Here is a 24,496-nt window from a genome sequence, read left to right on the forward strand (position 1 = left end):
CGGCCGTCGCGTGAACCCTGTTGCGCCGTGGGGCCGTCGCGTCAGCCGTCCAGGCGCAGCAGGGCCAGCGCCCGCGCCGACACCTCGGTGAACTCCTCGTCCCCGCCCGCCGCCGCCCAGTGCTCCAGAGCGACCGTCACCGTCTCGATCAGCACGGACGCCAGCAGGACGTTCTCCAGCGAGTCCACCTCCTCGCCCGTGCGGGCTGCCAGCACCGGCAGCAACTGCTCCCGCAGGTCGTGCGCCGCAGCCCGCCACCGGGTCCGCACCGCGGGCACCTCGGTCATTACCCGGATCAGCCGCCGCATCCGCGCCACCCCGGCCCGGCGGGGCCCCGCCGTCGACGACACGAACGCCGCCTGCACCGCGTCGGCCACCGTCTCGTCCGCCGGACGTCGGGCCAGGTGCCGGGCCAGTTCGCCCACCCCCGCCGCCATCACCGGGGTCAGCGCGTCCTCCTTGGCCTGGCAGTACCGGTAGAAGGTGCGCAGCGAGATGCCCGCGTCCCGGGCGATGTCCTCCACCGTCGTCGCCGCGTAGCCGCGCGTCGAGAACAGGGCCCACCGCCGCTTCGGCGATCTCCTGCCGGGTGGCCTCCTTGCGCCGCTCCGTCAGGGACGGCCGCCGCTCGGGGGCGTCCTCCTCGTACCGCGCCTCCCCGTGCCGGTCTTCCTCGTACCGTTCGCCGTTCTTCGTCACGCGGACCAATCTGTCACATCACAGCAGCTTGGCACGTTGTGCCATGCGGGCATAGGGTGGCGTCATTCGTTGATCATTTTGTTGATCGTGACCACCGGGCCCGCGCAGGCGCCGTACCGCCGGGGCGCGGCCCGCAGAACAGGGAGTCCTCCATGTCCCGTACCTACCTCGTCACCGGCGCGTCCTCCGGCATCGGCAAGGCCGCCGCCGCCCGGCTGCGCGACCAGGGGCACACCGTGATCGGCGCCGACCTCAAGGGCGCGGACATCGAGGCCGACCTGTCCACGACCGAGGGGCGCGCCGCACTCGTGGCACGCGCCACCGAGCTGAGTGGCGGCCGCCTCGACGCCGTCATCGCCTGCGCGGGCATCGCCGCCTTCGACCCGCTGACCATCAAGGTCAACCACTTCGGCGCGGTCGCCACCCTGGAGGGCCTGCGCCCGCTGCTCGCCACGTCCGACGCCCCGCGCGCCGTCGTCATCTCCTCCGTCGCCTCGGTCCACCCCGCCGACGAGGCGCTCGTGGACGCCGCGCTCTCCGGCGACGAGGACGCGGCGGTGGCCGCAGCCCAGGCGGCCGTCGACCGGGGCGAGAGCCACGTCATCTACGGCTCCTCCAAGCAGTCCGTCGCCCGCTGGGTACGCCGCACCGCCGCGACCGAGGACTGGGCCGCCGCGGGCATCACCCTCAACGCCATAGCGCCCGGCACCATCGTCACGCCGATGACCCAGCCGATGATCGACAACCCGGAGATGCTGGCCGTCGTCGACAGCACCGTCCCGATGCCGCTGAACGGCCATGCCACCCCCGAGCAGGTCGCCCCGCTCCTGGAGTGGCTCACCTCGGCCGAGAACACCCACATCACCGGCCAGGTCGTCTTCATCGACGGCGGCGCGGACGTGGTGCTGCGCGGCGACCGCACCTGGTGAGGGGCGCCCGCACCGGCCGCGTCGCCTGACCGGCCACCCGCAGCGACGGGTGCGGGGCGCCTGGCGGCGCTTGTGCGGGGCTGGTGGTTCGACCGGTGCGTACATCGGCCGGGCGGGCTGATCGGCGCCGGTGCCGCGCGGGCCTGCCGCCCCCGCGGGCCGACTGAGACGCGTACCGTGCGTGCGGCTGACCAGCGCCCGCGCCGACTGCGCGGCTCGACCGGTACTCGTAGCGTGCGTGGGACCCCTCGGTGCCCGTGCTGCGCACGCCGGTCGGCGGGTACCCGTGCCGGCCGTGCGGGCTGGTCGGTCGCACGTACGGGTCGGCCGGCAGCCGTACCGGCCGTGCGGGCTGGTCGGTGTACGTCCTGTGCGTGCAGGCCGGCCGACAGTCGTACCAGCCGCGTGGGCTGAGTGGCACCCGTGCCGCACGCGCCGGTTCGGCCGTTCCCCGTACCGGCCGTGGTGGTGGACCGGTTCTGGTCCGGGCTGCGCGGGGCGGTGGGTGTGCGTGCCGTGCGCGTAGGCCGGCCGACAGCCTGGAACCGGCCGTGCGGGCGGCCCGGCACGTGTACCGGGCACGTGGGTTGGCCGGTTCCCGCATCGGCCGTGCGGCCTGCCCGGCACGTGTACCGGGCACGTGGGTTGGCCGGTTCCCGCATCGGCCGTGCGGCCTGCCCGGCACGTGTACCGGGCACGTGGGCTGGCCGGTTCCCGAACCGGCCGTGCGGCCCGTCCGGCACGCGTACCGGACGCGAGGGCTGTCCGGCAGTCGTCGCCGCCCTGCACGTCGACCCGCACCGGCCACGCTCGCCGCCCCCCCACCAGCCGCACACCGCGCCCCGCACCCGACCGACACCACCCACCACCCACCACCCACCCCCGCACCTCCATCGACCACCCAAGGAGCCCCCGCATGACCACGCACCAACTGCGCCGCACCGCCACCGTCGCCGCGTCGCCCGCTGAGGTCTGGGGCCTCGTCGGCGGGTTCGGCACGCTCGGTGACTGGCACCCGCACGTCCCCCCGGCCGCCATCGAGGACGGCGCCGACCCCGAAACGCCCGGCGCGGTGCGGGTGTTCGCGATCGACGGCAAGGTCGTCGCCCGTGAGCGCCTGCTCGGCAAGGGGGAGACGGCCTACACCTACACGGTGATCGACCCCATGCTGCCGATCACCGACTACGTCGCCACCCTCGCGGTACGCCCGCACGCCGACGGCGCCGAGATCCTCTGGACCGCCGACTACGCGGGAGCCGACGAGGTCGTCCCGCAGGTCGAGGCGATCTTCGGCGACGGCACCTACGGCACGGGCCTCGCCGCCCTCCAGGAGAAGTTCGGCGCCGCCTGACCGCACAGGTCGCCCCCTGCCCGCGCGGCAGCCCCGACATCAGGACGGGGCTGCCGCGCGTCGTCGTTTCCCCGGCGGGCGGCCCTCTCGTACAGGAGAACCCTTCCCGACCGCACAAGCGACCGCTTAGTATGCGCGTGCACGGTACCGGCGACGACAGCGCGTGGAGGCCCCCTGATGCAGGCATGGCGAGTGCACGAGAACGGCGAGCCGGGGACGGTGATGCGCCTGGAGGAAGTGGACCGGCCGGTGCCGGGCGACGGGCAGGTGCTGCTCAGGGTGCGCGCCGCGAACATCAACTTCCCCGACGCGCTGCTGTGCCGGGGCGAGTACCAGGTCCGCCCGCCGCTGCCGTTCACGCCGGGCGTGGAGATCTGCGGCGAGACCGAGGACGGGCGGCGCGTGATCGCCAACCCGGCGCTCCCGTACGGAGGTTTCGCCGAGTACGTCGTCGCGGACGAGGCCACGCTGCTGGACGCCCCCGACTCGTTGGACGACGCGGAGGCGGCTGCCCTGCACATCGGCTACCAGACCGGGTGGTTCGGCCTGCACCGTCGTGCGCACCTCCAGGCGGGGGAGACCCTCCTGGTGCACGCGGCGGCCGGAGGCGTCGGCAGCGCGGCGGTCCAGCTCGGCAAGGCGGCGGGCGCGACGGTGATCGGTGTCGTCGGCGGGCCCGAGAAGGTCGACGTGGCACGGGAGCTGGGGTGCGACCTCGTCATCGACCGGCGCAGTGAGAACGTCATCGGCGCGGTGAAGGAGGCCACCGGCGGACGGGGCGCGGACGTCGTCTACGACCCGGTCGGCGGCGAAGCGTTCACCCAGTCCACCAAGTGCGTCGCCTTCGAGGGCCGGATCATCGTCGTCGGCTTCGCCAGCGGCACGATCCCCGCCCCCGCCCTCAACCACGCGCTGGTGAAGAACTACAGCATCCTCGGCCTGCACTGGGGTCTCTACAACGCCAAGGACCCCGCAGCCGTCGCCGCCTGCCACGCCGAGCTGACCCGGCTCGCCGCCGAGGGCGCCATCAAGCCCCTGATCAGCGAGCGCGTGCCGCTCAAGGACGCCGCCGACGCTGTGCAGCGCGTCGCCGACGGCCGCAGCACCGGCCGCGTGGCCGTCGTACCGGAAGGAGCGTCCCGATGAGCGACTCGGTGATCAGTGCCGCCGAACTCCGCACCCGTACCAAGGAACTGCTCGCGGCCCACCCGCCCGAGAGCACGGACCGCACCGACTTCCTCAAGGCCCGCTTCGACGCCGGACTCGCCTGGGTGCACTACCCCGTCGGCCTCGGCGGACTCGGCGCGCCCCGCGACCTCCAGGTCGTCGTGGACGCCGAGCTGACCGCGGCCGGAGCCCCCGACAACGACCCGCGCCGCATCGGCATCGGCCTCGGCATGGCCGCGCCGACGATCCTGCGGTACGGCACCGACGAGCAGAAGCAGCGCCTCCTGCGGCCCCTGTGGGTCGGCGAGGAGGTGTGGTGCCAGCTCTTCAGCGAGCCCGGCGCGGGCTCCGACCTCGCCGCGCTCGGCACCCGCGCGGTGCGCGACGGCGACACCTGGACCGTCAACGGGCAGAAGGTGTGGACCTCCAGCGCCCACCTCGCCCGCTGGGCGATCCTCGTCGCCCGCACCGACCCCGACCAGCCGAAACACCGGGGCATGACGTACTTCGTGTGCGACATGACCGACCCGGGCGTGGAGGTGCGGCCACTGCGGCAGATCACCGGCGAGGCCGAGTTCAACGAGGTCTTCCTCAGCGACGTCTGCATCCCCGACAGCATGCGCCTCGGCGAGGTGGGGGAGGGGTGGAAGGTCGCCCAGACCACCCTGATGAACGAGCGCGTCTCCATCGGCGGCGCCCGCATCCCCCGCGAGGGCGGCATGATCGGCCCCGTCGCGAAGACCTGGCGCGAGCGCCCCGAACTGCGCACCCACGCCCTGCACCAACGGCTCCTCGACCTGTACGTCGAGGCCGAGGTCGCCCGCCTCACCGGCGAGCGCCTGCGCCAGCAGCTCGTCGCGGGCCAGCCCGGACCCGAGGGCTCCGGAATGAAGCTCGCCTTCGCCCGCCTCAACCAGGAGATCAGCGGACTCGAAGTCGAACTGCGCGGTGAGGAGGGGCTGTTGTACGACGACTGGACCATGCGCCGCCCCGAACTCGTCGACTTCACCGGCCGCGACGCCGGATACCGCTATCTGCGCTCCAAGGGCAACTCCATCGAGGGCGGCACCTCCGAAGTGCTGCTGAACATCGTCGCCGAACGCGTTCTCGGACTGCCCGCCGAGCCGCGCACCGACAAGGACGTCGCCTGGAAGGACCTGGCCCGATGAGCCGCACGACCGAAGCGTCCGCACCGCGCACCCCCGACCTGCTGTACTCCGAGACCGAGGACGACCTGCGCGCCGCCGTGCGCGGCCTGCTCGCCGACCGCAACGACTCCTCCCGCGTCGCCGTCCGCGCCGAGGAGGGCGACCCGTACGACACCGACCTGTGGAAGGCGCTCGCCGCCGACATGGGCGTCGCCGGGCTGCTCGTGCCGGAGGAGCTGGGCGGGCAGGGGGCCTCACACCGGGAAGTCGCCGTCGTACTGGAGGAGTTGGGGCGGGCGATGGCTCCCGCGCCGTACCTCACCAGTGCCGTGGTGGCGACGGAGGTGCTGCTGGGGTGCGACACCGGGAAGGCCGAAGTTGCCGAGCTGCTGGGCGAGTTGGCGGCCGGTCGGCGGACCGCCGCGCTCGTGGTCGGGTTCGGTGCCGGGCCCGACGACGTGCACCTGTGGCCCGGGCTCGACGGCGTGCTCGCGGGCGTCGCGGACGCGGCCACCGCCGACGTGCTGCTGGTGCCGACCGCCGGGGGCCTGTACGCGGTGGAGCGGAACGGGGCGGGCGTGTCCGTCGCGCCGCAGATCCCGCTGGACCTGACCCGCCCGCTCGCCGAAGTCACCCTCGACAGCGCGCCGGGCACCCTGCTCGCCGGGGCCGACACCACCCGCGCGGCCGTCCGCAGAGGTCTCCTCGCCGGGGCCGGACTCCTTGCCTCCGAGCAACTCGGCCTCGCCGAATGGTGTTTGGAGGAGACCGTCCGGTACACCAAGGAGCGCCACCAGTTCAACCGCCCCGTCGGCTCCTTCCAGGCGCTCAAGCACCGCATGGCGCAGCTGTGGCTGGAGGTCGTCTCCGCGCGTGCCGCCGCCCGCAACGCCGCCGACACCCTCGCGGCGGGCAGCACGGAGGCGCCCTTCGCGGTGGCGCTCGCGCAGGCGTACTGCGGCAGGGTCGCGGTGCACGCTGCCGAGGAGTGCGTCCAGCTGCACGGCGGAATCGGGATGACCTGGGAGCATCCCGCGCATCTCTACCTGAAGCGCGCCAAGGCGGACTCGATCGCCCTCGGCAGCTCCGGGGCCCACCGGGAGGCGGTGGGCCGCCTGGTCGGGCTTCCCGTCCCGGACTGACCGGCGATCCGCCCGCTGACCTGCGGCGCTGTCCCACCCGTCGAGGGGGTGGGGCAGCGCGCACCCCTTTACGTACTGTTTAATTGCCTGCTGTTTGCAATAACAGTTGATCTCCAAGAGGGGTGTGGGCGCCATGACGGCCCGAAGGATACGGACGGCGGCCGCCGCAACGCTGGCCGGAACCCTGGCCATCACCGCGGCGGCCTGCTCCAAGCCCGGCGGCACCGCGAGCACCGGCACCGGTGCCAAGAACGCCAAGGACTCCGCCGTCGTCGGCATCGCGTACGAACCGGAGTCCCTCAGCCCGCTCCTGGGCTACGGCAAGGACGGCAACTCCAAGATCTTCGACGGGCTGCTGGCCTTCGACGCCGGGATGAAGCTGAAGCCCGCGCTCGCCGCCGAGCTGCCGAAGGTCAGCGACGACGGCCTCACGTACACGTACACGCTGCGCAAGGGCGTGAAGTTCAGCGACGGGAAGCCGTTCGCCGCCAAGGACGTCGTCTTCACGTACGAGACCATCCTCGACAAGAAGACCAACAACGCCGCCAAGACCGAGCTGGACGCCGTCAAGAGCGTCAAGGCCGAGGGCGACGACACGGTGGTCTTCACCCTGAAGTACCCGTACGCGCCGTTCGCCGAGCGCACCGTCCTGCCGATCGCCCCCGAACACGTCGCGGGCAAGCAGGACGTGAACACGGGCGCGTTCACCACCCAGCCGATCGGCACCGGCCCGTACCTGCTCACCGGCTGGTCCAAGGGCGAGAAGCTCAGCTTCAAGGCCAACCCGGACTACTGGGGCGGCGCCCCCGCGGTCAAGAAGTTCACCATGGCGATCATCAAGGACGACGACGTCCGGATGACCCGGCTGCGCTCCGGCGACCTCGACGGCGCGATCCTGCCGCCCAACCTCGCCAAGACCTTCCAGGGCGACAAGAGCAAGAAGACGTACGCGGCCAAGTCCTTCGACTACCGGAACGTCACCCTGCCCACCCACAACAAGGTCGCGGGCGACACCGCCGTGCGCCAGGCCCTCGACGTCGCCGTCGACCGCGAGGTGATGGTCGACAAGATCCTCGGCGGCGCCGGGAAGCCCGCCTACGGCCCCGTCCCCACCGACAGCCCCTGGTTCGCGAAGGGCACCGAGCGCGCCCACGACCTGGACAGGGCGAAGAAGCTCCTCGACGACGCCGGGTGGAAGCCGGGCGCCGACGGGGTCCGCGTCAAGGACGGCGTGCGCGCCACCTTCCCGCTCTGGTACCTCTCCGGCGACAAGCTCCGCCAGGACCACGCCCTCGCCTACGCCTCCGACGCCAAGAAGGCCGGCATCGACATCAAGACCCAGGCGGGCACCTGGGAGGTCATCGAGCCCCGGATGAAGCAGGACGCGGTCCTCGCGGGCGGCGGCTCGCCCGGCGACCCCGACTTCGACCAGTACACCCTGCTGAAGTCCTCCCTCGCGGGCGACGGCTTCAACAACATGGCCTGGTACGACAACAAGGCCGTCGACACCGCCCTGGAGGCGGGCCGGCGCACCAACAAGGACGCCGAGCGCAAGGCCGCGTACACGACCGTCCAGCAGGAACTGGTCAAGAACCCCGGCTACACCTTCCTCACCCACATCGACCACCTCTACGTCGTCAACGACAACTGGGACACCCTGACCACCCAGGTCGAGCCGCACGACCACGGCCTGGCGTCCGGCCCCTGGTGGAACGTCGAGGACTGGAAGCCCAAGAAGTGACCTCGGCCGTCGCGGTGCGCCGTCGGCTCCCCCGGGGGCCGATGGCGCGGATGGCGGTCCGGCGGACCCTGTTCGCCGTGCCCGTCCTCCTCGTCGTCACCTTCGGTGTCTTCGCCGTCGCCGAGGCGTCCCCCTTCGACCCGGTCAAGGCGTACGCGGGCACCGCCGGGCTCACCTCCTCGCAGGCCAACCTCGACCAGCTGCGCGCCAACCTCGGCGTCGACCAGCCGCTCGTGGCCCGCTGGTGGAACTGGCTCACCTCCGCTCTCACCGGCGACCTCGGCGACTCCGGCGTCATGCGCCAGCCCGTCGCCGACGTCATCACCGAACGCCTCGGCTGGTCCACCCTGCTGGCCGCCACCGCCTTCCTGATCGCGATCCTGCTGGGCACCACGCTCGGCGTGCTGGCCGCGCGCCGCCCCGGCGGCTGGCTGGACCGCTGCGCCAGCTCCGCCGCGTACACCCTGGAAGCCGCGCCCGCCTTCTGGCTGGGGCTGCTCGCCATGTGGTTCTTCGCGCTCAAGCTGGGCGTGCTGCCCGCGGGCGGACTCACCGACACCGACAGCGACGTCATCACCTTCGGGCAGGTCGCCTCGCACCTGGTGCTCCCGGCCTCCGTCCTCGGCATCACCCAACTGCCGTGGTTCTTCCTGTACGTACGCCAGGGCGTCGCCGACGCGCTGGAGGAGGACCCCGTACGGGGTGCGAGGGCGCGCGGCACCAGCGAGCGCACCGTGCTGTTCGGGCACGCCCTGCGCTCGGGGATGCTGCCCGCGCTCACCCTCGTCGGGTCCCGCGTCCCCGAACTCATCACCGGGGCACTCCTGGTGGAGACGGTCTTCAGCTGGCCCGGCATCGCCGCCGCCACCGTGCAGGCCGCCACCTCCGTCGACTTCCCGCTGCTCGCCGCGCTGACCGTGCTCGCCACGGCCGCCGTGCTGGCAGGAAACCTTCTTTCCGATCTCCTGTACGGAATCGCCGACCCGAGGGTGGGCTTCGATGGCTGACACCGCCGAGCCGTGCATCGCCGAAAAACCGGCACCGGAACCGGTGCGCTGGCGCGCCCACGGGCGCACCCGCCGCTCCACCCGCACCCTGCGCGTGCGCACCTCCGCCGTGATCGTCACCCTCGTGGCGCTCGCCGTCCTCGTCGTGCCGCCGCTGGTCAACCTGGACGAGCAGGCCGTCGACCTCACGCTGAAGCTCCGGCCGCCGTCCTTCGCGCACCCCTTCGGCACCGACGACGTCGGCCGCGACCTGCTGCTGCGCTGTGTCTACGGGCTGCGCGTATCACTGCTGGTGGGCCTGGTGGCCGCGCTCGTCGCCACTGTCATCGGCACCGCCGTCGGCGCGGCGGCAGCGGCCTTCGGCGGCTGGGTCGACCGGATCGTCATGCGCCTGGTCGACACCTTCTCGTCCGTGCCGCACCTGCTGCTGGGCATCTTCATCGTCGCCATGTTCCGCCCCGGAGTGTGGCCCGTGATCGTGTCCGTCGCCCTCACGCACTGGCTGTCCACGGCACGCATCGTCCGCTCCGAAGTGCTGTCGCTGCGCTCGCGCCCGTACATCGACGCGGCGGTCTCCGGCGGCGCCTCCCGGCTGCGCGTCATCGTCCGTCATCTGCTGCCCGGGGTGATGCCGCAGGCGGCGCTCGCCGCCGTCCTGATGGTGCCGCACGCCATGTGGCACGAATCGGCGCTGTCCTTCCTGGGCCTGGGCCTGCCCAGCCACCAGGCGAGCCTCGGCAACCTCATCCAGACCGCCCGCAGCTCCCTGCTCGCGGGCGACTGGTGGCCGACGCTCTTCCCCGGCCTCTTCCTGATCGTCCCGACCCTCGCCATCGCGGGCCTCGCGGGCGCCTGGCGCGAGCGCATCAACCCGCGCCGCCGATCGGAGCTGATGCTGTGAGTACCCGTTCCGCTCCCGGATCCGCTGCCGCGAGCACGCCTTCCGGTGCCGAATCCGCCGCGGCGAGCACGCCTCCCGGTGCCGAATCCGCTGCCGCGAGCACCGGTCCTGCGTCAGGATCCGACGCCGCGAGCACCGGCCCCGCTTCAGGATCCGCCGCCGCGCGTACGGGGCCCACCGCCGGAGCCGATGCCGTGGCCGCCCGCCCTGACGAGGCTGCCGCCGGGGCGCGTGGCGTGGACGCCCGGCCCGTCCTCGCCGTACGCGATCTGTCCGTACGGTTCCGGATGCGCGGCGGCCGGCATGTCGCCGCCGTCACCGGGGCCTCCTTCGACCTTCCGGCGGGGGAGTGCCTGGCCCTCGTCGGCGAGAGCGGCTGCGGCAAGTCCGTCCTCGCCTCCGCCCTCCTCGGGCTGCTCCCCGGCAACGCCCAGACCGCCGGACACGCCCTCCTCGGCGAGACCGACCTGCTGGCCGCCGACGAGAAGACCCTCGCCCGTACGGTACGAGGCAGGCGCATCGGCCTCGTACCGCAGAGCCCCGCCGCCCACCTCACCCCCGTACGCACCGTCGGCGACCAGCTCGCCGAGACCCTCCGGGAGCTGACCGGCGTCCGCAAGCCCGACCTGGCGAAGGCCGTGCTCGCGGCGGCCGAACGGGCCTCCTTCCCCACCGGGCACCTCGACCGCTACCCGCACGAGCTGTCCGGCGGCCTCGCCCAGCGCGCGGCCACCGCCCTCGCCCTCGTCGGCGACGCACCCCTGCTGCTCGCCGACGAACCCACCACGGGGCTCGACCGCGACCTCGTGCACCGCACCGTGGACGAACTGCGCCGCCACGTCGACGCGGGCCACGCACTGCTGATGATCACCCACGACCTGGCCGCCGCCGAGCGCATCGCCGACCGGATCGCCGTCATGTACGCCGGACGCATCGTCGAACTCGCCGACGCCAAGGCCTTCTTCGGCACGCCGGGCCCCCGCCACCCCTACGCGCGCGGGCTCCTCGCCGCCCTGCCCGAACGGGACTTCACCCCGATCCCCGGCATGCCGCCCGAGCTGGGCGACCTCCCGCGAGGCTGCGCCTTCGCGGCCCGCTGCGCGCACGCGGCCGAAGCCTGCGACACCCAGCCGGAGTTCGCCGACTCCATCGCCTGCCACTACCCGCCGGACGAAGGGGCCTTCGATGCGTGAGCCCCACAAGGAGCACTCCCGTGCTTGAACTCGCCTCCATCACCGCCGGATACGAGCGCGGCCGACCCGTCGTGCGCGACGCCCACCTCACCGTGCACCCGGGGGAGTCCGTCGGGCTCCTGGGCCCCAGCGGCTGCGGCAAGTCCACCCTCGCCCGGGTCGCCGCACTGCTGCACCGCCCCGACGCGGGCACCGTCACCCTCGACGGCACCGTCGTCCAGGGCTGGCGGCACCGCGCGCCCCGCGCCCAACGCACCGCGATCGGCGTCGTCTTCCAGCAGCCCCGGCTCTCCGCCGACCCCCGGCTGCGGCTGCGCGACCTGATCGGCGAACCCCTGCGCGCGAACGGCCGCAGGGACGAAGTGGCCTCCCGTGTGGCCGAGTTGAGCGAGACGGTCGGACTCGGCGACGACCTGCTGAGCCGTCGCCCACACGAAGTGAGCGACGGGCAGCTCCAACGGGCCTGCCTGGCACGCGCGTTGGTGCTGCGGCCGCGCTGGCTGGTGTGCGACGAGATGACGGCCATGCTCGACGCCTCGACCACCGCCGCCCTGGTCGCCGTCGTCGAGAAGTACCGCAGCGACCAGGGCGCCGGGCTCCTGACGGTCGGTCACGACCGGGTGCTGCTGGAACGCTGGTGCGACCGTACGGTGCGCTGGGACGAGGTCGCCCCGGGATCAACTCCCGTACAGCGCTGACGGATCAGGCCTCGTTGGGGTTGCTGGGCAGCCCCCGCACCGCGTCCAGGCAGCCCCGTACCCAGGACTGAGGGGCGTCGTCGGCCTTCTTGCCGCCGTCGGCCACCCACTGCTCGCAGCCCCCGGCGACGGCCTCCTTCACCTTGTCGCCGGTGCGGTCCATCTTGCGGATCTGCTGGCCCCGGTAGAAACCGGCCTCGTAGCCCACGTTCTGCGCCCACGGCGGACGTTCGTTGAACTGCGTGACGATCACCCACAGGGCCGCCGCGAGCACGGCCGCCGCGACCACCCCCGCGATCAGCAGGTTCTTGCGGCGCGGGCCGGGGACATGGGTGGACAGCTCGCCTGTGAGGACCATGTGAGCACTCTTTCAGACGGTTCGCACGGATGATCCACCGGGTCCACCAGACCTCCCCGCACACCTGACGCACCGTCAGCAGGCCGCATGGGCGCACCGTTGGCGGGAACTCGCGTGCGGGAACTGACACAGGGACGGCGACGGGCGGATACTCTGCCGCAGCCTGTCCGACGCCCGCTCCGCCGACCCCGGAGGCGCCCACCTCATGTCGTCCCTCACGACCCGACGCACCGCAGCCGCCGTCCTCGCCGGAGCGCTCGTGGGCGCGGCAGGCTGGGCCAGCACCCTGTCCGCCGCCGGTTCCCCGTACGGACCGCAGGAGAGCCGGCGCCCCGAACGCCCCCTGCGGCGCGCGCACGCCCACAACGACTACCTCCACGAACGCCCCCTGCTGGACGCACTGGACCACGGCTTCACCAGCGTCGAGGCCGACATCCACCTCGTCGACGGCCAACTCCTGGTCGCCCACGACCCCGCAGAGGTCGACCCCGCGCGCACCCTCGAAGCGCTCTACCTCGACCCCCTCGCCGCCCTGGTGCGCAAGAACCACGGCACCGTCCACCCCGGACACCACCGCCCGCTGCACCTGCTGGTGGACATCAAGACGCAGGGCGCGGCCACGTACCGGGAACTCCACCGCAGGCTGCACCCGTACCGCCGCATGCTCAGCACGTACGGCGGCGGACGCGTCCGGCTGGGCGCGGTCACCCCCGTCGTCTCCGGCGACCGGGCCGCCCGCGCCCCCATGGAGGCGCAGCGCACCCGATACGCCTTCTACGACGGGCGCCTGCCGGACCTGGCGACCTCGGCCCCGGCCTCGTTCATCCCGCTGATCAGCAGCAACTGGGCGGAGAGCTTCACCTGGTCGGGCACCGGCCCCTTCCCCCGCGCGGAACAAGACAAACTGCACGCCCTGGTGCGCGGCGCCCACCACAGGAGCCGGCGCGTGCGCTTCTGGGGGACACCCGACACACCGGGCCCGGCGCGCGACGCCCTGTGGCACGCACTGCTGGCCGCCCGCGTCGACCACATCAACACGGACGACCTGACGGCCCTGGAGAAGTTCCTGCGCGCGTACGACCCGGAGGCGGGCGGACAGCGGCCTGCGCACGGCCAGGACGTGACCGGGCTCAGATCAGCCGGGACCTGATCAGGAAGCGCACCCCCTCCGGAGCCTCCAGGGAGAACCCGCTGCCCCTGCCCTCGACGACGTCCACGATCAGCCGGGTGTGCCGCCACACCTCGTACTGGCTGGTCGACATCCAGAACGGAACGCTTTCCTGCACGCCCTCCACCGCGAGGGACGCGAGCAGGACGTCGGAGCCGCCGGTGCGGAACTCCCCGTCCGGGTAGCACATGGGGGCGCTGCCGTCGCAGCAGCCGCCGGACTGGTGGAACATCAGCGGCCCGTGGGCGTCCCGAAGCCGCCGTACCAGTCCTGCGGCTTCGGGGGTCAGCTCCACGAGCGGAGCCTCGGGGACGGAACTCATGGGCACAGCCCCTCTCGCGTACGGTCGGTCGTCACCGACCAGCATCCCTCGCGGACGCCGTCGCCGACACCCCGCGAGAGGGGAACGGGCCCTCCCGCGGCCTCAGTCGGCGAGCGCCGCCGACACGACCGCCTTGGCCTCCTCCTGGACGCGGGCCAGGTGGTCCGCGCCGTGGAAGGACTCCGCGTAGATCTTGTACACGTCCTCGGTGCCCGAGGGGCGGGCCGCGAACCAGGCGTTCTCGGTGGTCACCTTGATGCCGCCGAGTGCCGCGCCGTTGCCGGGGGCCGCCGTCAGCACCGCCGTCACCGGCTCGCCCGCGAGGGTGTCCGCGCCGACCTGCTCCGGCGACAGCTTCCCGAGGACCGCCTTCTCCTCCGGCGTGGCGGCCGCGTCGATGCGCGCGTACGCGGGCTCCCCGAACCGGGCGGTGAGCTCCGCGTAACTCTGCGACGGCGTACACCCGGTGACCGCCAGCATCTCCGAGGCCAGCAGCGCCAGGATGATGCCGTCCTTGTCGGTCGTCCACACGGACCCGTCCCGGCGCAGGAACGACGCACCGGCCGACTCCTCGCCGCCGAAGCCCAGCGACCCGTCCGACAGACCGTCCACGAACCACTTGAAGCCCACCGGCACCTCGACCAGCGTGCGCCCGAGGTCCGCGGCCACCCGGTCGATCATCGACGACGACACGAGGGTCTTGCCGACCCCGGCGGACGCCGCCCAGTGTGTGCGGTGCGCGAAGAGGTAGGAGATCGCGGTGGCCAGGTAGTGGTTGGGGTTCATCAGCCCGCCGTCCGGGGTGACGATGCCGTGCCGGTCGGCGTCCGCGTCGTTGCCCGTCGCGATCTGGTACCGGTCGCGCTGCTCGATGAGCGAAGCCATCGCGTACGGCGACGAGCAGTCCATCCGGATCTTCGCGTCCCAGTCCAGCGTCATGAACCGCCAGGTCGGGTCGGTCACCGGATTGACCACCGTGAGGTCGATCCGGTGCTGCTCGGCGATCCGCCCCCAGTACGCCACCGAGGCGCCGCCCAGCGGGTCCGCGCCGATCCGCACCCCGGCCGCGCGGATCGCGTCCAGGTCGAGCACGGTGGGCAGGTCGGCGACGTACGTCCCCAGGAAGTCGTACCGCTCGGTGGTGTCGGCGGCGAGCGCACGGGTGTACGGGATGCGCCGGACGCCCTTGAGCCCGTTCGCGATCAGCTCGTTCGCCCGGTCCTGGACCCACCCGGTCGCGTCCGACCCGGCCGGACCGCCGTTCGGCGGGTTGTACTTGAAGCCGCCGTCCGCGGGCGGATTGTGCGAGGGCGTGACCACCACACCGTCCGCGAGGCCGCTCGTACGGCCCTTGTTGTACGTCAGGATGGCGTGCGACACGGCCGGGGTGGGCGTGTAGCCGTCCGCCGCGTCGATCAGCACCCGCACGCCGTTGGCGGCGAACACCTCGACCGCGGTGACCTTCGCGGGCTCGGACAGCGCGTGCGTGTCGGCACCCAGGAACAGCGGTCCGTCGATGCCCTGTTGGGCGCGGTACTCGCAGATCGCCTGGCTGGTCGCGGCGATGTGGTCCTCGTTGAACGCCGTGTTGAGCGAGGAACCCCGGTGCCCCGAGGTGCCGAAGGCGACCCGCTGGCGGGGCTCGGCGGGATCGGGGTGGAGCGCGTAGTACGCGGTCACCAGCCGGGAGACGTCGACAAGATCTTCCGGCCGGGTCTGCTGTCCCGCTCGTTGGTGCGGCATCCGCCCGTTACCTCCATGGTGTGTCGCAGTGCGGTCGGCACATTGTCCCGGACCGGAGGGGGTGTGTGCACGCACGGGTGTTCGTCGGGAAAAGAGTCGTAACGCGACAGGAGTGACTCTCGTTGCGGCGGGTAGCAGGGCCGATGTCGGCGAGTGGAATACCGCATCAAATGGGTGGAAACTCGTCGATGAGGCACAGATCCATCGAACGTGAGGAGAGGCACCATGTCGTCGAAGCGCCGCCGCAAGAAGAGGGCACGTCGCAAGAACGGTGCCAACCACGGCAGCCGTCCCCAGTGCTGACACGTCAGCGCTGAACCACCGCTGACGTGGTGCCCGAGCGGCGCCCTCCCCGCACTGGCGGGGAGGGCGCCGCTCTGTGCCGGCGCAACCCGGTTCGTACACCTGCGCGGAGGCGTCCGGCGTACGGACAGTAGAGTTTCGGCTGCGTCGTCCCCTGAGCACCGAGGTACTTCTCCGTGACCCCCGCAGCACCCGCCCACCCCGCCCCACCTGCGGTGACCGTCATAGGCATCGGAGCGGACGGCTGGCAGGGCCTTCCCGAGCGGTCACGTTCCGTGCTCCAGGACGCCCAGGTCCTCATCGGCGGCGGACGCCAGCTGGACCTGCTGCCCCCCTCCTGCACGGGCGAGCGCGTTTCCTGGCCGTCGCCGCTGCGCCCGGCCGTCCCCGGGCTGATCGCCGCCCACACGGGCAGCCGGATCGCGGTCCTCGCGAGCGGGGACCCCATGTTCTACGGGATCGGGCGCGCCCTCACCGAGACGCTGGGCCCCGACGCCCTGCACGTCCTGCCGCACCCGTCCTCCGTGTCGTACGCCTGCGCCCGCGTCGGCTGGCCGCTGGAGGACACCGAGGTCGTCACCCTGGTGGGCCGCCCGGCGGCCCGCCTCGCGGCCGCCCTGCACCACGGACGCCGCGTCCTGGTGCTCAGTGCGGGCGCGGACACCCCCGCGACCGTGGCGGAGCTCCTGCGCGAGCGCGGCTTCGGGCCGAGCCGGATGCGCGTCCTGGAGCAGCTCGGCGCCGAGGACGAGCACGCCGTGGCCGGCACCGCCGACACCTGGACGCACGCACCCGGCGACCCCCTCAACGTCATCGCGATCGACTGCGCCCGCGCCCCCGACGCCCCGCGCCTGGGCGCCGTCCCCGGCCTGCCCGACGACGCCTACGAGCACGACGGCCAGCTCACCAAGCGCCACGTCCGCGCGGCCACCCTCGCCACGCTCGCCCCCGCACCGGGAGAGCTGCTGTGGGACGTCGGCGGCGGCTCGGGCTCCATCGCCGTCGAATGGATGCGCACGCACCCCTCCTGCCGGGCGATCACCGTGGAACGCGCCCCGGTGCGCGCGGAGCGCATCGCCCGCAACGCGGACCGCCTCGGGGTGCCGGGACTGCGCGTGGTCACCGGCCGTGCCCCCGACGCCCTCGCCGGTCTGCCCGCCCCCGACGCCGTCTTCATCGGCGGGGGCCTCACCGCCCCCGGCCTCCTCGACGCCTGCTGGGACGCCCTCCCCACGGGCGGCCGACTCGTCGCCAACACCGTCACCCTGGAGTCCGAGGCGCTCCTCGCCTCCTGGCACCGCCGCCACGGCGGCGACCTGGTGCGGCTCGCGGTGGCGCACGCGGTGCCGGTGGGCGGCTTCACGGGGTGGCGGCAGGCGATGCCGGTCACCCAGTGGTCCGTCACCAAGTCCTCTTCCGCATCCCCCTCTGGCTCTGGAGAACCCTCATGACCGTGTACTTCATCGGCGCCGGCCCCGGCGCGGCCGACCTGATCACGGTGCGCGGTGCCCGCACGCTCGCCTCCTGCGCGGTCTGCCTGTACGCGGGCAGCCTCGTCCCGCGCGACCTGCTCGCGGAGTGCCCGCCGGACGCGCGTCTGGTCGACACCGCGCAGCTGGACATCGAGCAGATCACCGCCGAACTGGTCGCCGCGCACGAGGCGGGCCACGACGTCGCCCGCCTGCACTCCGGCGACCCGTCGGTCTTCAGCGCCGTCAACGAGCAGATGCGCCGCCTGGACGAGGCAGGAGTGCCCTACGAGGTGATCCCGGGCGTCCCGGCCTTCGCCGCCGCCGCGGCCGCCCTGAAGCGGGAACTGACCGTCCCCACCGTCGGCCAGACCGTCATCCTGACCCGCATCGCGCAGCGGGCCACCGCGATGCCGGAGGGCGAGGACCTGGCGACGCTGGGGCGCAGCGGTGCGCTGATCGTCCTGCACCTGGCCGCCCAGTACGTCGACCGGGTGGTCGACGAGCTGGTCCCGCACTACGGGACGGACTGCCCGGCGGCGGTCGTGGCCTACGCGTCCCGGCCGGACGAGATCGTGCTGCGGGGGACGCTGGAGGACATCGCGGGCCAGGTCAAGGAGGCCGGTGTCCTGCGGACTGCGGTCATCATGGTGGGCCGCACGCTGGGCGCGGAACAGTTCCGCGACAGCCACCTCTACTCGCCGGCCCGGGACCGCCACGCGTGCTGAGCGCTGCGCGCGGGCGGGGGGGTATGCAGGCCTCCCGCCACTTCCGCCCCGCCCCCTTGGCTCCGCCTTGTGCCGTGCTGCCCCCTTGGGCTCCGCCCTGCGTCGCCCCGCGCCCTTGGGCTCCGCCTCGTGCCACCGCGCCCCTTGGGCGGCGGGGCCGCTCTTCCCCCGCTTCCCCCGTAGCCCCCTTGGGCGGCGGGGCCGCCCTTCCCCACCTTCCCCCGTAGCCGCCTTGGGCGGCGGGGCCGCCCCCCGGGGGCGGGACGGGCGGGCAAGGGGGCGGCCCCTCCCGCTCCCGGCCCACCCGGGTGCCGCCCCTGGCCCCAGCACCGCCACCGGACGCGCGTCCAAAGAGGCCCCGGCCCCGCCCCCGTACCGGACACGTCAACCCCGCCCGGCTCAGGCAGAGAGGCCCCGGACCCGCCCCTTTCCCTAAAGCGCTCGCCGCGCGGCTGTCCAGGGTTCCCGTGCAGATCCGTCGTGGCTGGGCGCGCAGTTCCCCGCGCCCCTGACGGGGCACGGACGAGCCGCCCGGTACCAAGCGGGCGCGCCCGCGCGGCGGAGCCGCAGATCGAGCACAGCCCCGCGCCCCTGGCGGGGCACGGATGAGTGGACGTGCGGCGGAGCCGGACAGGGGATCAGCCCCGTGCCCCGCCAGGGGCGGTCCTGGCTCAGGGGCTGTCGCGGGGTCCCCGCACCCCGCTCCGCCCCACGATCGTCCCCGCCCTGTCGATGCAGATCACGTCCACCGCCACCGGCGCCCCCCGGAGCACCGCCAGGGCCTCGTCCCGGGCCGTCTCCGCCACCAGATCCCCCAGCGGCACCCCCCGCGCCTGGCACAGCTGGAGTGCCGCCAGGCCCGTGTTGGCCTCGGCCACCTCCGCCGCCAGGCCGGCGTCCGCCCCGCCCCGCAGGGCCAGCTCCGCCAGGAAACCCTTGTCGACCTGCGACCGCGCCGAGTGCAGGTCCAGATGCCCCGCCGCCAGCTTCGACAGCTTGGCGAAGCCGCCGCACACGGTGAGCCGGTCCACCGGGTGGCGCCGTACGTACTTCAGCACCGCCCCCGCGAAGTCCCCCATGTCCAGCAGGGCGATCTCCGGCAGCCCGTACTCGGCGACCACGGTCTTCTCCGACGTCGACCCCGTGCACCCCGCCACATGCGTGTGACCTGCCGCCCGCGCCACGTCGACGCCCCGCCGGATGGAGTCGATCCACGCCGAGCAGGAGTAGGGAACGACGACACCCGTGGTGCCCAGGATGGACAGGCCGCCCAGGATGCCCAGCCGGGGGTTCCACGTGGAGCGGGCGATCTCCTCGCCGTGGTCCACCGAGACGGTCACCTCGACGTCACCGGTGCCCCCGTGCGCGGCGGCCACCTGCGCCACGTGGTCGCGGATCATCTGCCGGGGCACCGGGTTCACCGCCGCCTCGCCCACCTCCAGGGGCAGACCGGGCAGGGTGACCGTGCCGACCCCGGGACCCGCCCGGAAGACGACGCCCGAGCCCGGCGGCAGCCGTCGTACCGTCGCCCGTACCAGCGCACCGTGCGTGACGTCCGGGTCGTCACCCGCGTCCTTGACCACCCCGGCCATCGCCGTGCCGTCGCCCAGCTCCTCCACGGCGAGCGCGAACGCGGGCGTCTGCCCGCGCGGCAGGGTGATCGTCACGGGGTCGGGGAACTCGCCGCTCAGGAGCGCCGTGTACGCGGCCGTGGTCGCCGCCGTCGCACAGGCCCCGGTCGTCCAGCCGGACCGCAGACCGGTGTGCTTGAGTTGGGCACTGCGCCCACCCTCGGAACCGGAACCGGAACCGGAACCGGAGCCAGAGCCGGAACCGGAGCCGGAAGCACCCGGAGCACCGGGGCCGGTGGTGCCGCTCTTGTTCTTCTCGCTCATGTCACCCATGGATGGACCCGATGCACATACTCGTCCTCGGCGGTACGACGGAGGCCCGCCGCCTCGCGGAACTGCTGGTCGAAGCGCTGCCCGACGCCAGGGTGACCAGCTCCCTCGCCGGACGGGTGGCCAGCCCGAAACTGCCGCCGGGCGAGGTCCGCGTCGGAGGCTTCGGCGGGGCCGACGGACTGGCCGCGTGGCTGCGTACCCACGAGGTGGACGCACTCATCGACGCCACCCATCCTTTCGCCGAGACGATCAGTTTCAACGCGGCCGCCGCCGCCGCGCAGGCCCATGTTCCCCTGCTGGCGCTCCGCCGGCCCGGCTGGACGGCCGCCGAGGGCGACCGCTGGCACCCGGTCGGCTCACTGGCCGAGGCGGCCGAGGTGCTTCCCGCCCTGGGGGAGCGGGTCTTCCTGACCACCGGCCGGATGGGCCTGGCGGCCTTCGCCGCACTGGACGCGCAGTGGTTCCTGATGCGGTCGGTCGACGCACCGGAGGGACCGCACCCGGCCCGGATGGAGGTCCTGCTGGAGCGCGGGCCCTTCACCCTCGACGGCGAACGGGAACTCGTCCGCCGTCACCGCATCGACGTCCTGGTCACCAAGGACAGCGGGGGAGCGGCCACCGCCCCGAAACTGACCGCCGCGCGGGAGGCCGGAATTCCGGTGGTCGTGGTGCGCCGCCCGCCGGTCCCGGAAGGGGTGCCGGTGGCGGACACCCCGGAAGCGGCGGTGGCCTGGCTGGCCGGTCACCGCCTCCGGGGCTGACCGGTCAGGCCTCCGGGTACCGGCGCGGCGTCCAGACCACCTGGTCGCCGTCGCCACCGCGCCGTACCCACTGCGTCTGCGACGACCCGACCAGCAGGATGGTCCGCATGTCGACCTCCTCCGGCACGAGGTCCCCGAGCCGCACCGTGCGCACGCTCTCCGTCGGACCGCCCACGTCCCGCCCCAGCACCACCGGGGTGTCCGGCGAGCGGTGTTCGAGCAACAGGTCCTTGGCCTTGCCCACCTGCCAGGTCCGGCTGCGCGAACCCGGGTTGTACAGCGCCAGCACCAGGTCCGCCGAAGCCGCCGCGCGCAGCCGCTCCGCAATGACCTCCCACGGCTTCAGCCGGTCGGAGAGCGAGATGGTCGCGTAGTCGTGGCCCAGCGGAGCACCGGCCCTGGCGGCAGCCGCGTTGGCGGCCGTCACGCCCGGCAGCACCCGCACCGGCACCTGCGCGTACTCCTCCTGCGAGGCGACCTCCAGGACCGCCGTCGCCATGGCGAACACGCCCGGGTCGCCGCCCGACACCACGGCCACCCGACGCCCGCGCCGGGCCAGGTCCAGGGCGAACTCGGCGCGCTCCGACTCGACCTTGTTGTCCGAGCCGTGCCGCACCTGCCCCGGCCGCACCGGCACCCGGTCCAGGTACGTCGTGTACCCGACCAGGTCGTCGGCGGCGGCCAGCGCGCCGCGCGTCTCGGGCGTCAGCCACAGCGGCCCGGCCGGACCGGTGCCGACCACAACGACCTCGCCGTCACCGGCGGAGGGCTCCACCGGCTCGGCGGTGTGCGCCGAACCGATCCGGCTCGGCAGCACGGCGACCGCGAAGTACGGCACCGAATCGGCGTCCACGTCGGCCAGCGCACCGGTGCGCTCGCCCTCCATGGTCGCCCGCTCCACGTACCGGGCCTCGGCGAGCCGCCCCGACGCCTCGAACGCCCCGCGCACGGCCGGGAACGTACGCCCCAGCTTCATGACCACGGCACAGTCCGTGGCGGCGAGCCGTGCCGTCAGCTCCTCCTCGGGCAGCGTGCCCGGCAGGATCGTCAGCACCTCCTCGCCCTCCACGAGCGGAGTGCCCAGCCGCGCCGCGGCCGCGCTCACCGACGTCACACCGGGGATCACCTCGGTGGGGAAGCGGTCCGCGAGCCGCTTGTGCATGTGCATGTACGAGCCGTAGAAGAGCGGGTCGCCCTCCGCGAGCACCGCGACGGTGCGCCCGGCCTCCAGATGCGCGGCCAGCCGGGCCGCCGCCTGTTCGTAGAACTCCTCCATCGCCGCCCGGTAGCCGCCCGGGTGGTCGGTGGTCTCCGTGGTGACGGGGTAGACCAGCGGCTCCTCGATGTGGTCCTCGCGCAGGTGCTTCGCCGCGATGGACCGGGCGATCGACCGGCCGTGCCGGGCACTGTGGTACGCCACCACGTCGGCACCGGCGATGACCTCGACGGCCCGCACCGTCATCAGGGACGGGTCGCCGGGGCCGAGCCCGACGCCGTACAGCCGTCCCGTACTCTGCTCGCTCACGCTTACTCTTCCTCGCTGGCGATCGCGTTGAGGGCGGCGGCGGCGATCGCGCTGCCGCCGCGCCGGCCGCGCACGATCAGGTGCTCAAGACCCGACGCGTGCGCCGCCAGGGCGTCCTTCGACTCGGCGGCGCCCACGAATCCGACCGGTACGCCGATGACGGCCGCCGGGCGCGGCGCACCCGCCTCGATCATCTCCAGGAGGCGGAAGAGGGAGGTGGGGGCGTTGCCGACGGCGACGACGGAGCCCTCCAGGCGGTCGCGCCACAGCTCCATGGCCGCCGCGCTGCGGGTCGTGCCCAGCTCCTTCGCCAGGTCCGGCACCGACGGGTCCGACAGGGTGCACACCACGTCGTTGTCGGCGGGCAGCCGCTTGCGCGTGACACCGCTGGCGACCATCTGCACGTCGCACAGGATCGGCGCACCGGCGCGCAGTGCGGCGCGGGCGTCGGCCACCACGTTCGGGCTGAAGCCGATGTCCCGCACCAGGTCGACCATGCCGCAGGCGTGGATCATGCGGACCGCGACCTGGCTGACGTCGGCGGGCAGGCCCGCCAGATCCGCCTCGGCGCGGATCGTGGCGAAGGACTGGCGGTAGATCGCCGGTCCGTCCTTCTCGTACTGGTGCACTGTGCTGTCGCTCTCTTCTGCGGACGGGCGGGACGGGAAAACGAAGTCTTCGGGGTACGGGATCAGGCGCGGGCGGCGGTCACGGCTGCGGGCAGCGCCCGTTCCGTGACGGCGACGGGGGAGGTGCGGGAGTCACCGTGCACGACGGACACCTCGTGTCCGTCCGGGGTGGCCACGACGTCGACCCAGTCGCCGTGCGGGTGCCCGCACCGGCGTGCGCAACCCGACCAGTAGACAGGAAGCGCCCCCGCCGGACCCGGGGCGGCCCCCACGGCGGCCGCCGCCAGGGCCCGCACGTCGGACAGCGACTTCGCGCAGCCCGGGCGGCCGATGCACGCCCCGACGCCGCTCCAGGGGGAGTCCGGGCCGGTGACCAGCCCGGCCGCGCCCAGCGCACCGAGCAGCACGGCCGCCCGCTCGGGGGCGACGCCCGGCACGACGACGCCGCGCCACGGTGTCAGGCGCAGCGTGCCGTCGCCGGCACCGCGTGCGGTGTCGGCCAGCAGCCGCCACTGTGCGGCGGTGACACGCCCCAGAGGCGCCCCCACCGACAGTGCCGCCGCACCGGACGCACCCCCGGTCACGACACCGGTGCCGGGCACCGCTGCCTCGCCGGGCCGGGCGGGGGCCGGTGTGCGGGGCGCACCCAGCTTCCGTACCACCTGTGCGAGGAGTACTTCCGGGCCGTCGGGCAGCTCGGCGATCCGCCAGGTGCCCGCGTCCGGAGCACTGTCCAGAAAGGTTTCGGCAGCCACCAGGGCCGCACCTGCCGCCTGCGCACCGGGAACCCGTACCGCATCGGCGGCCCCGCCGACCCGCAGCAGGACGTCGCCGTCACGCCGCGCGAGGAGCGTCACGTCCGCACCCAGGGCGTCCACGTCACCGCGCCCGTCGTCCAGCGCGAACAGGAAGCGGCCGGACAGGGCGACGGCCCGCTCGCTCGCGCACAGCAGCGCGTCCAACTCCGCCAGCCAGGGCCCCACATCGGCGTTCCCCCGGCCGTCGAGACCCGACAGCGGAGAGGCCACCAGATTGCGCACCCGCTCGTGCCGGGCGGACGGCAACAGGCCCGACTCGCCGAGCCGCAGCGCCAGTTCGCCACCACAGTCGGCGGGCAGGGCGCGCAGTTGCGCGTTGCCCCGCGAAGTGAGGTGAATGTCACCCTCGCCGAGCTCCGCGGCCAACTCCCCGAGCACGTCCGCCTGCTCCGCCGTGACGATGCCGCCGGGCAGGCGGACACGCGCCAGCGCCCCGTCGTCCGCACGGTGCAGCCGCAGGGACCCGGGGCACGCGTCACCACGGGTGCGCGGGGAGTTCTCGCCGGGGGCCGACGGCGAAGAGGCTGGTGGGGGCATGGCGGCGAGCATACCGACCCAAGGCCGACTCCTGTTCGACCGCCGGGTGCCGCCCGCTTGACCCGTACGCCTAATATGCCTGGTGGCGGGCCATGCGGTCCGTCGCGTCGCCCCAGGGCGGCAGTCGCCACCGAAAGGCGACAGGGGAGGAAGCCCGGTGCGATTCCGGCGCGGTCCCGCCACTGTGAGCACGGCCCCCGGGCCGTGCGAGTCAGGAACTCCCTTCCGTAGCTTCTCGACTTTCGTTCGAGCAGT

The 24,496-nt window shown here is 73.5% G+C and carries 23 protein-coding genes and 1 riboswitch; of the genes, 15 read left to right on the forward strand and 8 right to left on the reverse strand.

All coding sequences use genetic code 11. The features are described 5' to 3' along the window. Positions 1-41: 41 nt before the first annotated feature. The gene (locus ACIO3O_RS24685) at positions 42-557 is read right to left on the reverse strand and encodes a TetR/AcrR family transcriptional regulator (protein ID WP_401749573.1); all 516 of its coding nucleotides are present in this window, start codon (positions 555-557) and stop codon (positions 42-44) included. Positions 558-851: 294 nt separating this feature from the next. Here ACIO3O_RS24685 and ACIO3O_RS24690 point away from each other — a divergent pair, with 294 nt between their 5' ends. From ACIO3O_RS24690 to ACIO3O_RS24735, 10 genes are all read left to right on the forward strand, one after another. Next, positions 852-1,628, forward strand: coding sequence for an SDR family oxidoreductase (locus ACIO3O_RS24690; RefSeq protein ID WP_401749296.1), 777 nt, complete (start codon positions 852-854; stop codon positions 1,626-1,628). A 916-nt stretch (positions 1,629-2,544) separates the two neighbouring features. Further along, entirely contained in the window at positions 2,545-2,979 is a 435-nt protein-coding gene (locus tag ACIO3O_RS24695; protein WP_401749297.1) for an SRPBCC family protein, read from the forward strand. Between the two features lie 177 nt (positions 2,980-3,156). After that, the gene (locus ACIO3O_RS24700; protein WP_401749299.1) at positions 3,157-4,125 is read left to right on the forward strand and encodes an NADPH:quinone oxidoreductase family protein; all 969 of its coding nucleotides are present in this window, start codon (positions 3,157-3,159) and stop codon (positions 4,123-4,125) included. Between the two features lie 8 nt (positions 4,126-4,133). Continuing rightward, entirely contained in the window at positions 4,134-5,315 is a 1,182-nt protein-coding gene (locus ACIO3O_RS24705) for an acyl-CoA dehydrogenase family protein (protein ID WP_401749575.1), read from the forward strand. Continuing rightward, positions 5,312-6,436 (forward strand): acyl-CoA dehydrogenase family protein, encoded by a 1,125-nt coding sequence (locus tag ACIO3O_RS24710; RefSeq protein ID WP_401749301.1) that lies wholly within the window; start codon positions 5,312-5,314, stop codon positions 6,434-6,436. Before ACIO3O_RS24705 ends, ACIO3O_RS24710 begins: the two co-directional genes overlap by 4 nt. A 133-nt stretch (positions 6,437-6,569) precedes the next feature. Further along, on the forward strand, positions 6,570-8,177 hold the full coding sequence (locus ACIO3O_RS24715; protein ID WP_401749302.1) for an ABC transporter substrate-binding protein: 1,608 nt from the start codon (positions 6,570-6,572) through the stop codon (positions 8,175-8,177). Positions 8,178-8,218: 41 nt separating this feature from the next. After that, positions 8,219-9,184 (forward strand): ABC transporter permease, encoded by a 966-nt coding sequence (locus ACIO3O_RS24720; RefSeq protein WP_401749576.1) that lies wholly within the window; start codon positions 8,219-8,221, stop codon positions 9,182-9,184. Further along, the gene (locus tag ACIO3O_RS24725) at positions 9,177-10,085 is read left to right on the forward strand and encodes an ABC transporter permease (protein WP_401749304.1); all 909 of its coding nucleotides are present in this window, start codon (positions 9,177-9,179) and stop codon (positions 10,083-10,085) included. The genes ACIO3O_RS24720 and ACIO3O_RS24725 overlap by 8 nt, the downstream gene beginning before the upstream one ends. A gap of 287 nt (positions 10,086-10,372) precedes the next feature. Beyond that, positions 10,373-11,278 (forward strand): ABC transporter ATP-binding protein, encoded by a 906-nt coding sequence (locus ACIO3O_RS24730; RefSeq protein ID WP_401749577.1) that lies wholly within the window; start codon positions 10,373-10,375, stop codon positions 11,276-11,278. A gap of 20 nt (positions 11,279-11,298) precedes the next feature. Continuing rightward, positions 11,299-11,976 carry an ABC transporter ATP-binding protein gene (locus ACIO3O_RS24735; protein WP_401749306.1) on the forward strand — a complete coding sequence of 226 codons (678 nt, stop codon included), beginning with the start codon at positions 11,299-11,301 and terminating at the stop codon, positions 11,974-11,976. Positions 11,977-11,980: 4 nt separating this feature from the next. Here ACIO3O_RS24735 and ACIO3O_RS24740 read toward each other — a convergent pair whose 3' ends face one another. Further along, a complete protein-coding gene (locus tag ACIO3O_RS24740; protein WP_401749307.1) occupies positions 11,981-12,334 on the reverse strand; it encodes a hypothetical protein in 354 nt (117 codons plus the stop codon). A gap of 205 nt (positions 12,335-12,539) precedes the next feature. Here ACIO3O_RS24740 and ACIO3O_RS24745 point away from each other — a divergent pair, with 205 nt between their 5' ends. Continuing rightward, entirely contained in the window at positions 12,540-13,484 is a 945-nt protein-coding gene (locus tag ACIO3O_RS24745) for a phosphatidylinositol-specific phospholipase C/glycerophosphodiester phosphodiesterase family protein (RefSeq protein ID WP_401749308.1), read from the forward strand. Here ACIO3O_RS24745 and ACIO3O_RS24750 read toward each other — a convergent pair. Further along, a complete protein-coding gene (locus tag ACIO3O_RS24750; protein ID WP_401749309.1) occupies positions 13,465-13,824 on the reverse strand; it encodes a DUF779 domain-containing protein in 360 nt (119 codons plus the stop codon). The two genes, ACIO3O_RS24745 and ACIO3O_RS24750, sit on opposite strands and share 20 nt — an antisense overlap. A 102-nt stretch (positions 13,825-13,926) precedes the next feature. Next, the gene (gene pgm, locus ACIO3O_RS24755; RefSeq protein WP_401749310.1) at positions 13,927-15,567 is read right to left on the reverse strand and encodes a phosphoglucomutase (alpha-D-glucose-1,6-bisphosphate-dependent); all 1,641 of its coding nucleotides are present in this window, start codon (positions 15,565-15,567) and stop codon (positions 13,927-13,929) included. Positions 15,568-15,792: 225 nt separating this feature from the next. Between pgm and ACIO3O_RS24760 the strand changes: the two genes are divergently transcribed. From ACIO3O_RS24760 to cobM, 3 genes are all read left to right on the forward strand, one after another. After that, positions 15,793-15,870, forward strand: coding sequence for a 50S ribosomal protein bL37 (locus tag ACIO3O_RS24760; RefSeq protein WP_373312619.1), 78 nt, complete (start codon positions 15,793-15,795; stop codon positions 15,868-15,870). Positions 15,871-16,046: 176 nt separating this feature from the next. Further along, complete coding sequence (gene cbiE, locus ACIO3O_RS24765) at positions 16,047-17,321, forward strand: precorrin-6y C5,15-methyltransferase (decarboxylating) subunit CbiE (protein WP_401749312.1); 1,275 nt, start codon at positions 16,047-16,049, stop codon at positions 17,319-17,321. Continuing rightward, positions 17,318-18,067 carry a precorrin-4 C(11)-methyltransferase gene (gene cobM / locus ACIO3O_RS24770; RefSeq protein ID WP_401749314.1) on the forward strand — a complete coding sequence of 250 codons (750 nt, stop codon included), beginning with the start codon at positions 17,318-17,320 and terminating at the stop codon, positions 18,065-18,067. Before cbiE ends, cobM begins: the two co-directional genes overlap by 4 nt. Before the next feature lie 671 nt (positions 18,068-18,738). Here the strand turns inward: cobM and ACIO3O_RS24775 are convergent. Continuing rightward, a complete protein-coding gene (locus ACIO3O_RS24775; protein WP_401749316.1) occupies positions 18,739-19,962 on the reverse strand; it encodes a cobalt-precorrin-5B (C(1))-methyltransferase in 1,224 nt (407 codons plus the stop codon). A 20-nt stretch (positions 19,963-19,982) separates the two neighbouring features. Between ACIO3O_RS24775 and ACIO3O_RS24780 the strand changes: the two genes are divergently transcribed. Next, positions 19,983-20,732, forward strand: a complete 750-nt coding sequence (locus ACIO3O_RS24780) for a cobalt-precorrin-6A reductase (protein WP_401749317.1) — start codon at positions 19,983-19,985, stop codon at positions 20,730-20,732. A 4-nt stretch (positions 20,733-20,736) separates the two neighbouring features. On the opposite strand, the gene ACIO3O_RS24785 is transcribed toward ACIO3O_RS24780, so the two are convergent. The 3 genes from ACIO3O_RS24785 to cobG form a co-directional block, all read right to left on the reverse strand. After that, on the reverse strand, positions 20,737-22,257 hold the full coding sequence (locus tag ACIO3O_RS24785; protein ID WP_401749319.1) for a precorrin-2 C(20)-methyltransferase: 1,521 nt from the start codon (positions 22,255-22,257) through the stop codon (positions 20,737-20,739). 2 nt (positions 22,258-22,259) lie between these two features. Next, positions 22,260-22,886 (reverse strand): precorrin-8X methylmutase, encoded by a 627-nt coding sequence (locus tag ACIO3O_RS24790; protein WP_401749321.1) that lies wholly within the window; start codon positions 22,884-22,886, stop codon positions 22,260-22,262. 62 nt (positions 22,887-22,948) lie between these two features. Then, positions 22,949-24,253: a precorrin-3B synthase gene (gene cobG / locus ACIO3O_RS24795; RefSeq protein ID WP_401749322.1), complete on the reverse strand. Its 1,305-nt coding sequence runs from the start codon at positions 24,251-24,253 to the stop codon at positions 22,949-22,951. A 92-nt stretch (positions 24,254-24,345) separates the two neighbouring features. Next, positions 24,346-24,483: riboswitch (cobalamin riboswitch) on the forward strand. Positions 24,484-24,496: the final 13 nt, after the last annotated feature.

It is taken from the genome of Streptomyces sp. NPDC087440, from assembly GCF_044744005.1.
Lineage (GTDB): Bacteria > Actinomycetota > Actinomycetes > Streptomycetales > Streptomycetaceae > Streptomyces.

Coding starts and splice junctions, on each gene's coding strand:
- ACIO3O_RS24690 (WP_401749296.1), top strand. CDS start 852: ATGTCCCGTACCTACCTCGTCACCGGCGCGTCCTCCGGCATCGGCAAG.
- ACIO3O_RS24695 (WP_401749297.1), top strand. CDS start 2,545: ATGACCACGCACCAACTGCGCCGCACCGCCACCGTCGCCGCGTCGCCC.
- ACIO3O_RS24700 (WP_401749299.1), top strand. CDS start 3,157: ATGCAGGCATGGCGAGTGCACGAGAACGGCGAGCCGGGGACGGTGATG.
- ACIO3O_RS24710 (WP_401749301.1), top strand. CDS start 5,312: ATGAGCCGCACGACCGAAGCGTCCGCACCGCGCACCCCCGACCTGCTG.
- ACIO3O_RS24715 (WP_401749302.1), top strand. CDS start 6,570: ATGACGGCCCGAAGGATACGGACGGCGGCCGCCGCAACGCTGGCCGGA.
- ACIO3O_RS24720 (WP_401749576.1), top strand. CDS start 8,219: ATGGCGCGGATGGCGGTCCGGCGGACCCTGTTCGCCGTGCCCGTCCTC.
- ACIO3O_RS24725 (WP_401749304.1), top strand. CDS start 9,177: ATGGCTGACACCGCCGAGCCGTGCATCGCCGAAAAACCGGCACCGGAA.
- ACIO3O_RS24730 (WP_401749577.1), top strand. CDS start 10,373: ATGCGCGGCGGCCGGCATGTCGCCGCCGTCACCGGGGCCTCCTTCGAC.
- ACIO3O_RS24740 (WP_401749307.1), bottom strand. CDS start 12,334: ATGGTCCTCACAGGCGAGCTGTCCACCCATGTCCCCGGCCCGCGCCGC.
- ACIO3O_RS24745 (WP_401749308.1), top strand. CDS start 12,540: ATGTCGTCCCTCACGACCCGACGCACCGCAGCCGCCGTCCTCGCCGGA.
- ACIO3O_RS24750 (WP_401749309.1), bottom strand. CDS start 13,824: ATGAGTTCCGTCCCCGAGGCTCCGCTCGTGGAGCTGACCCCCGAAGCC.
- pgm (WP_401749310.1), bottom strand. CDS start 15,567: ATGCCGCACCAACGAGCGGGACAGCAGACCCGGCCGGAAGATCTTGTC.
- ACIO3O_RS24760 (WP_373312619.1), top strand. CDS start 15,793: ATGTCGTCGAAGCGCCGCCGCAAGAAGAGGGCACGTCGCAAGAACGGT.
- cobM (WP_401749314.1), top strand. CDS start 17,318: ATGACCGTGTACTTCATCGGCGCCGGCCCCGGCGCGGCCGACCTGATC.
- ACIO3O_RS24775 (WP_401749316.1), bottom strand. CDS start 19,962: ATGAGCGAGAAGAACAAGAGCGGCACCACCGGCCCCGGTGCTCCGGGT.
- ACIO3O_RS24780 (WP_401749317.1), top strand. CDS start 19,983: ATGCACATACTCGTCCTCGGCGGTACGACGGAGGCCCGCCGCCTCGCG.
- cobG (WP_401749322.1), bottom strand. CDS start 24,253: ATGCTCGCCGCCATGCCCCCACCAGCCTCTTCGCCGTCGGCCCCCGGC.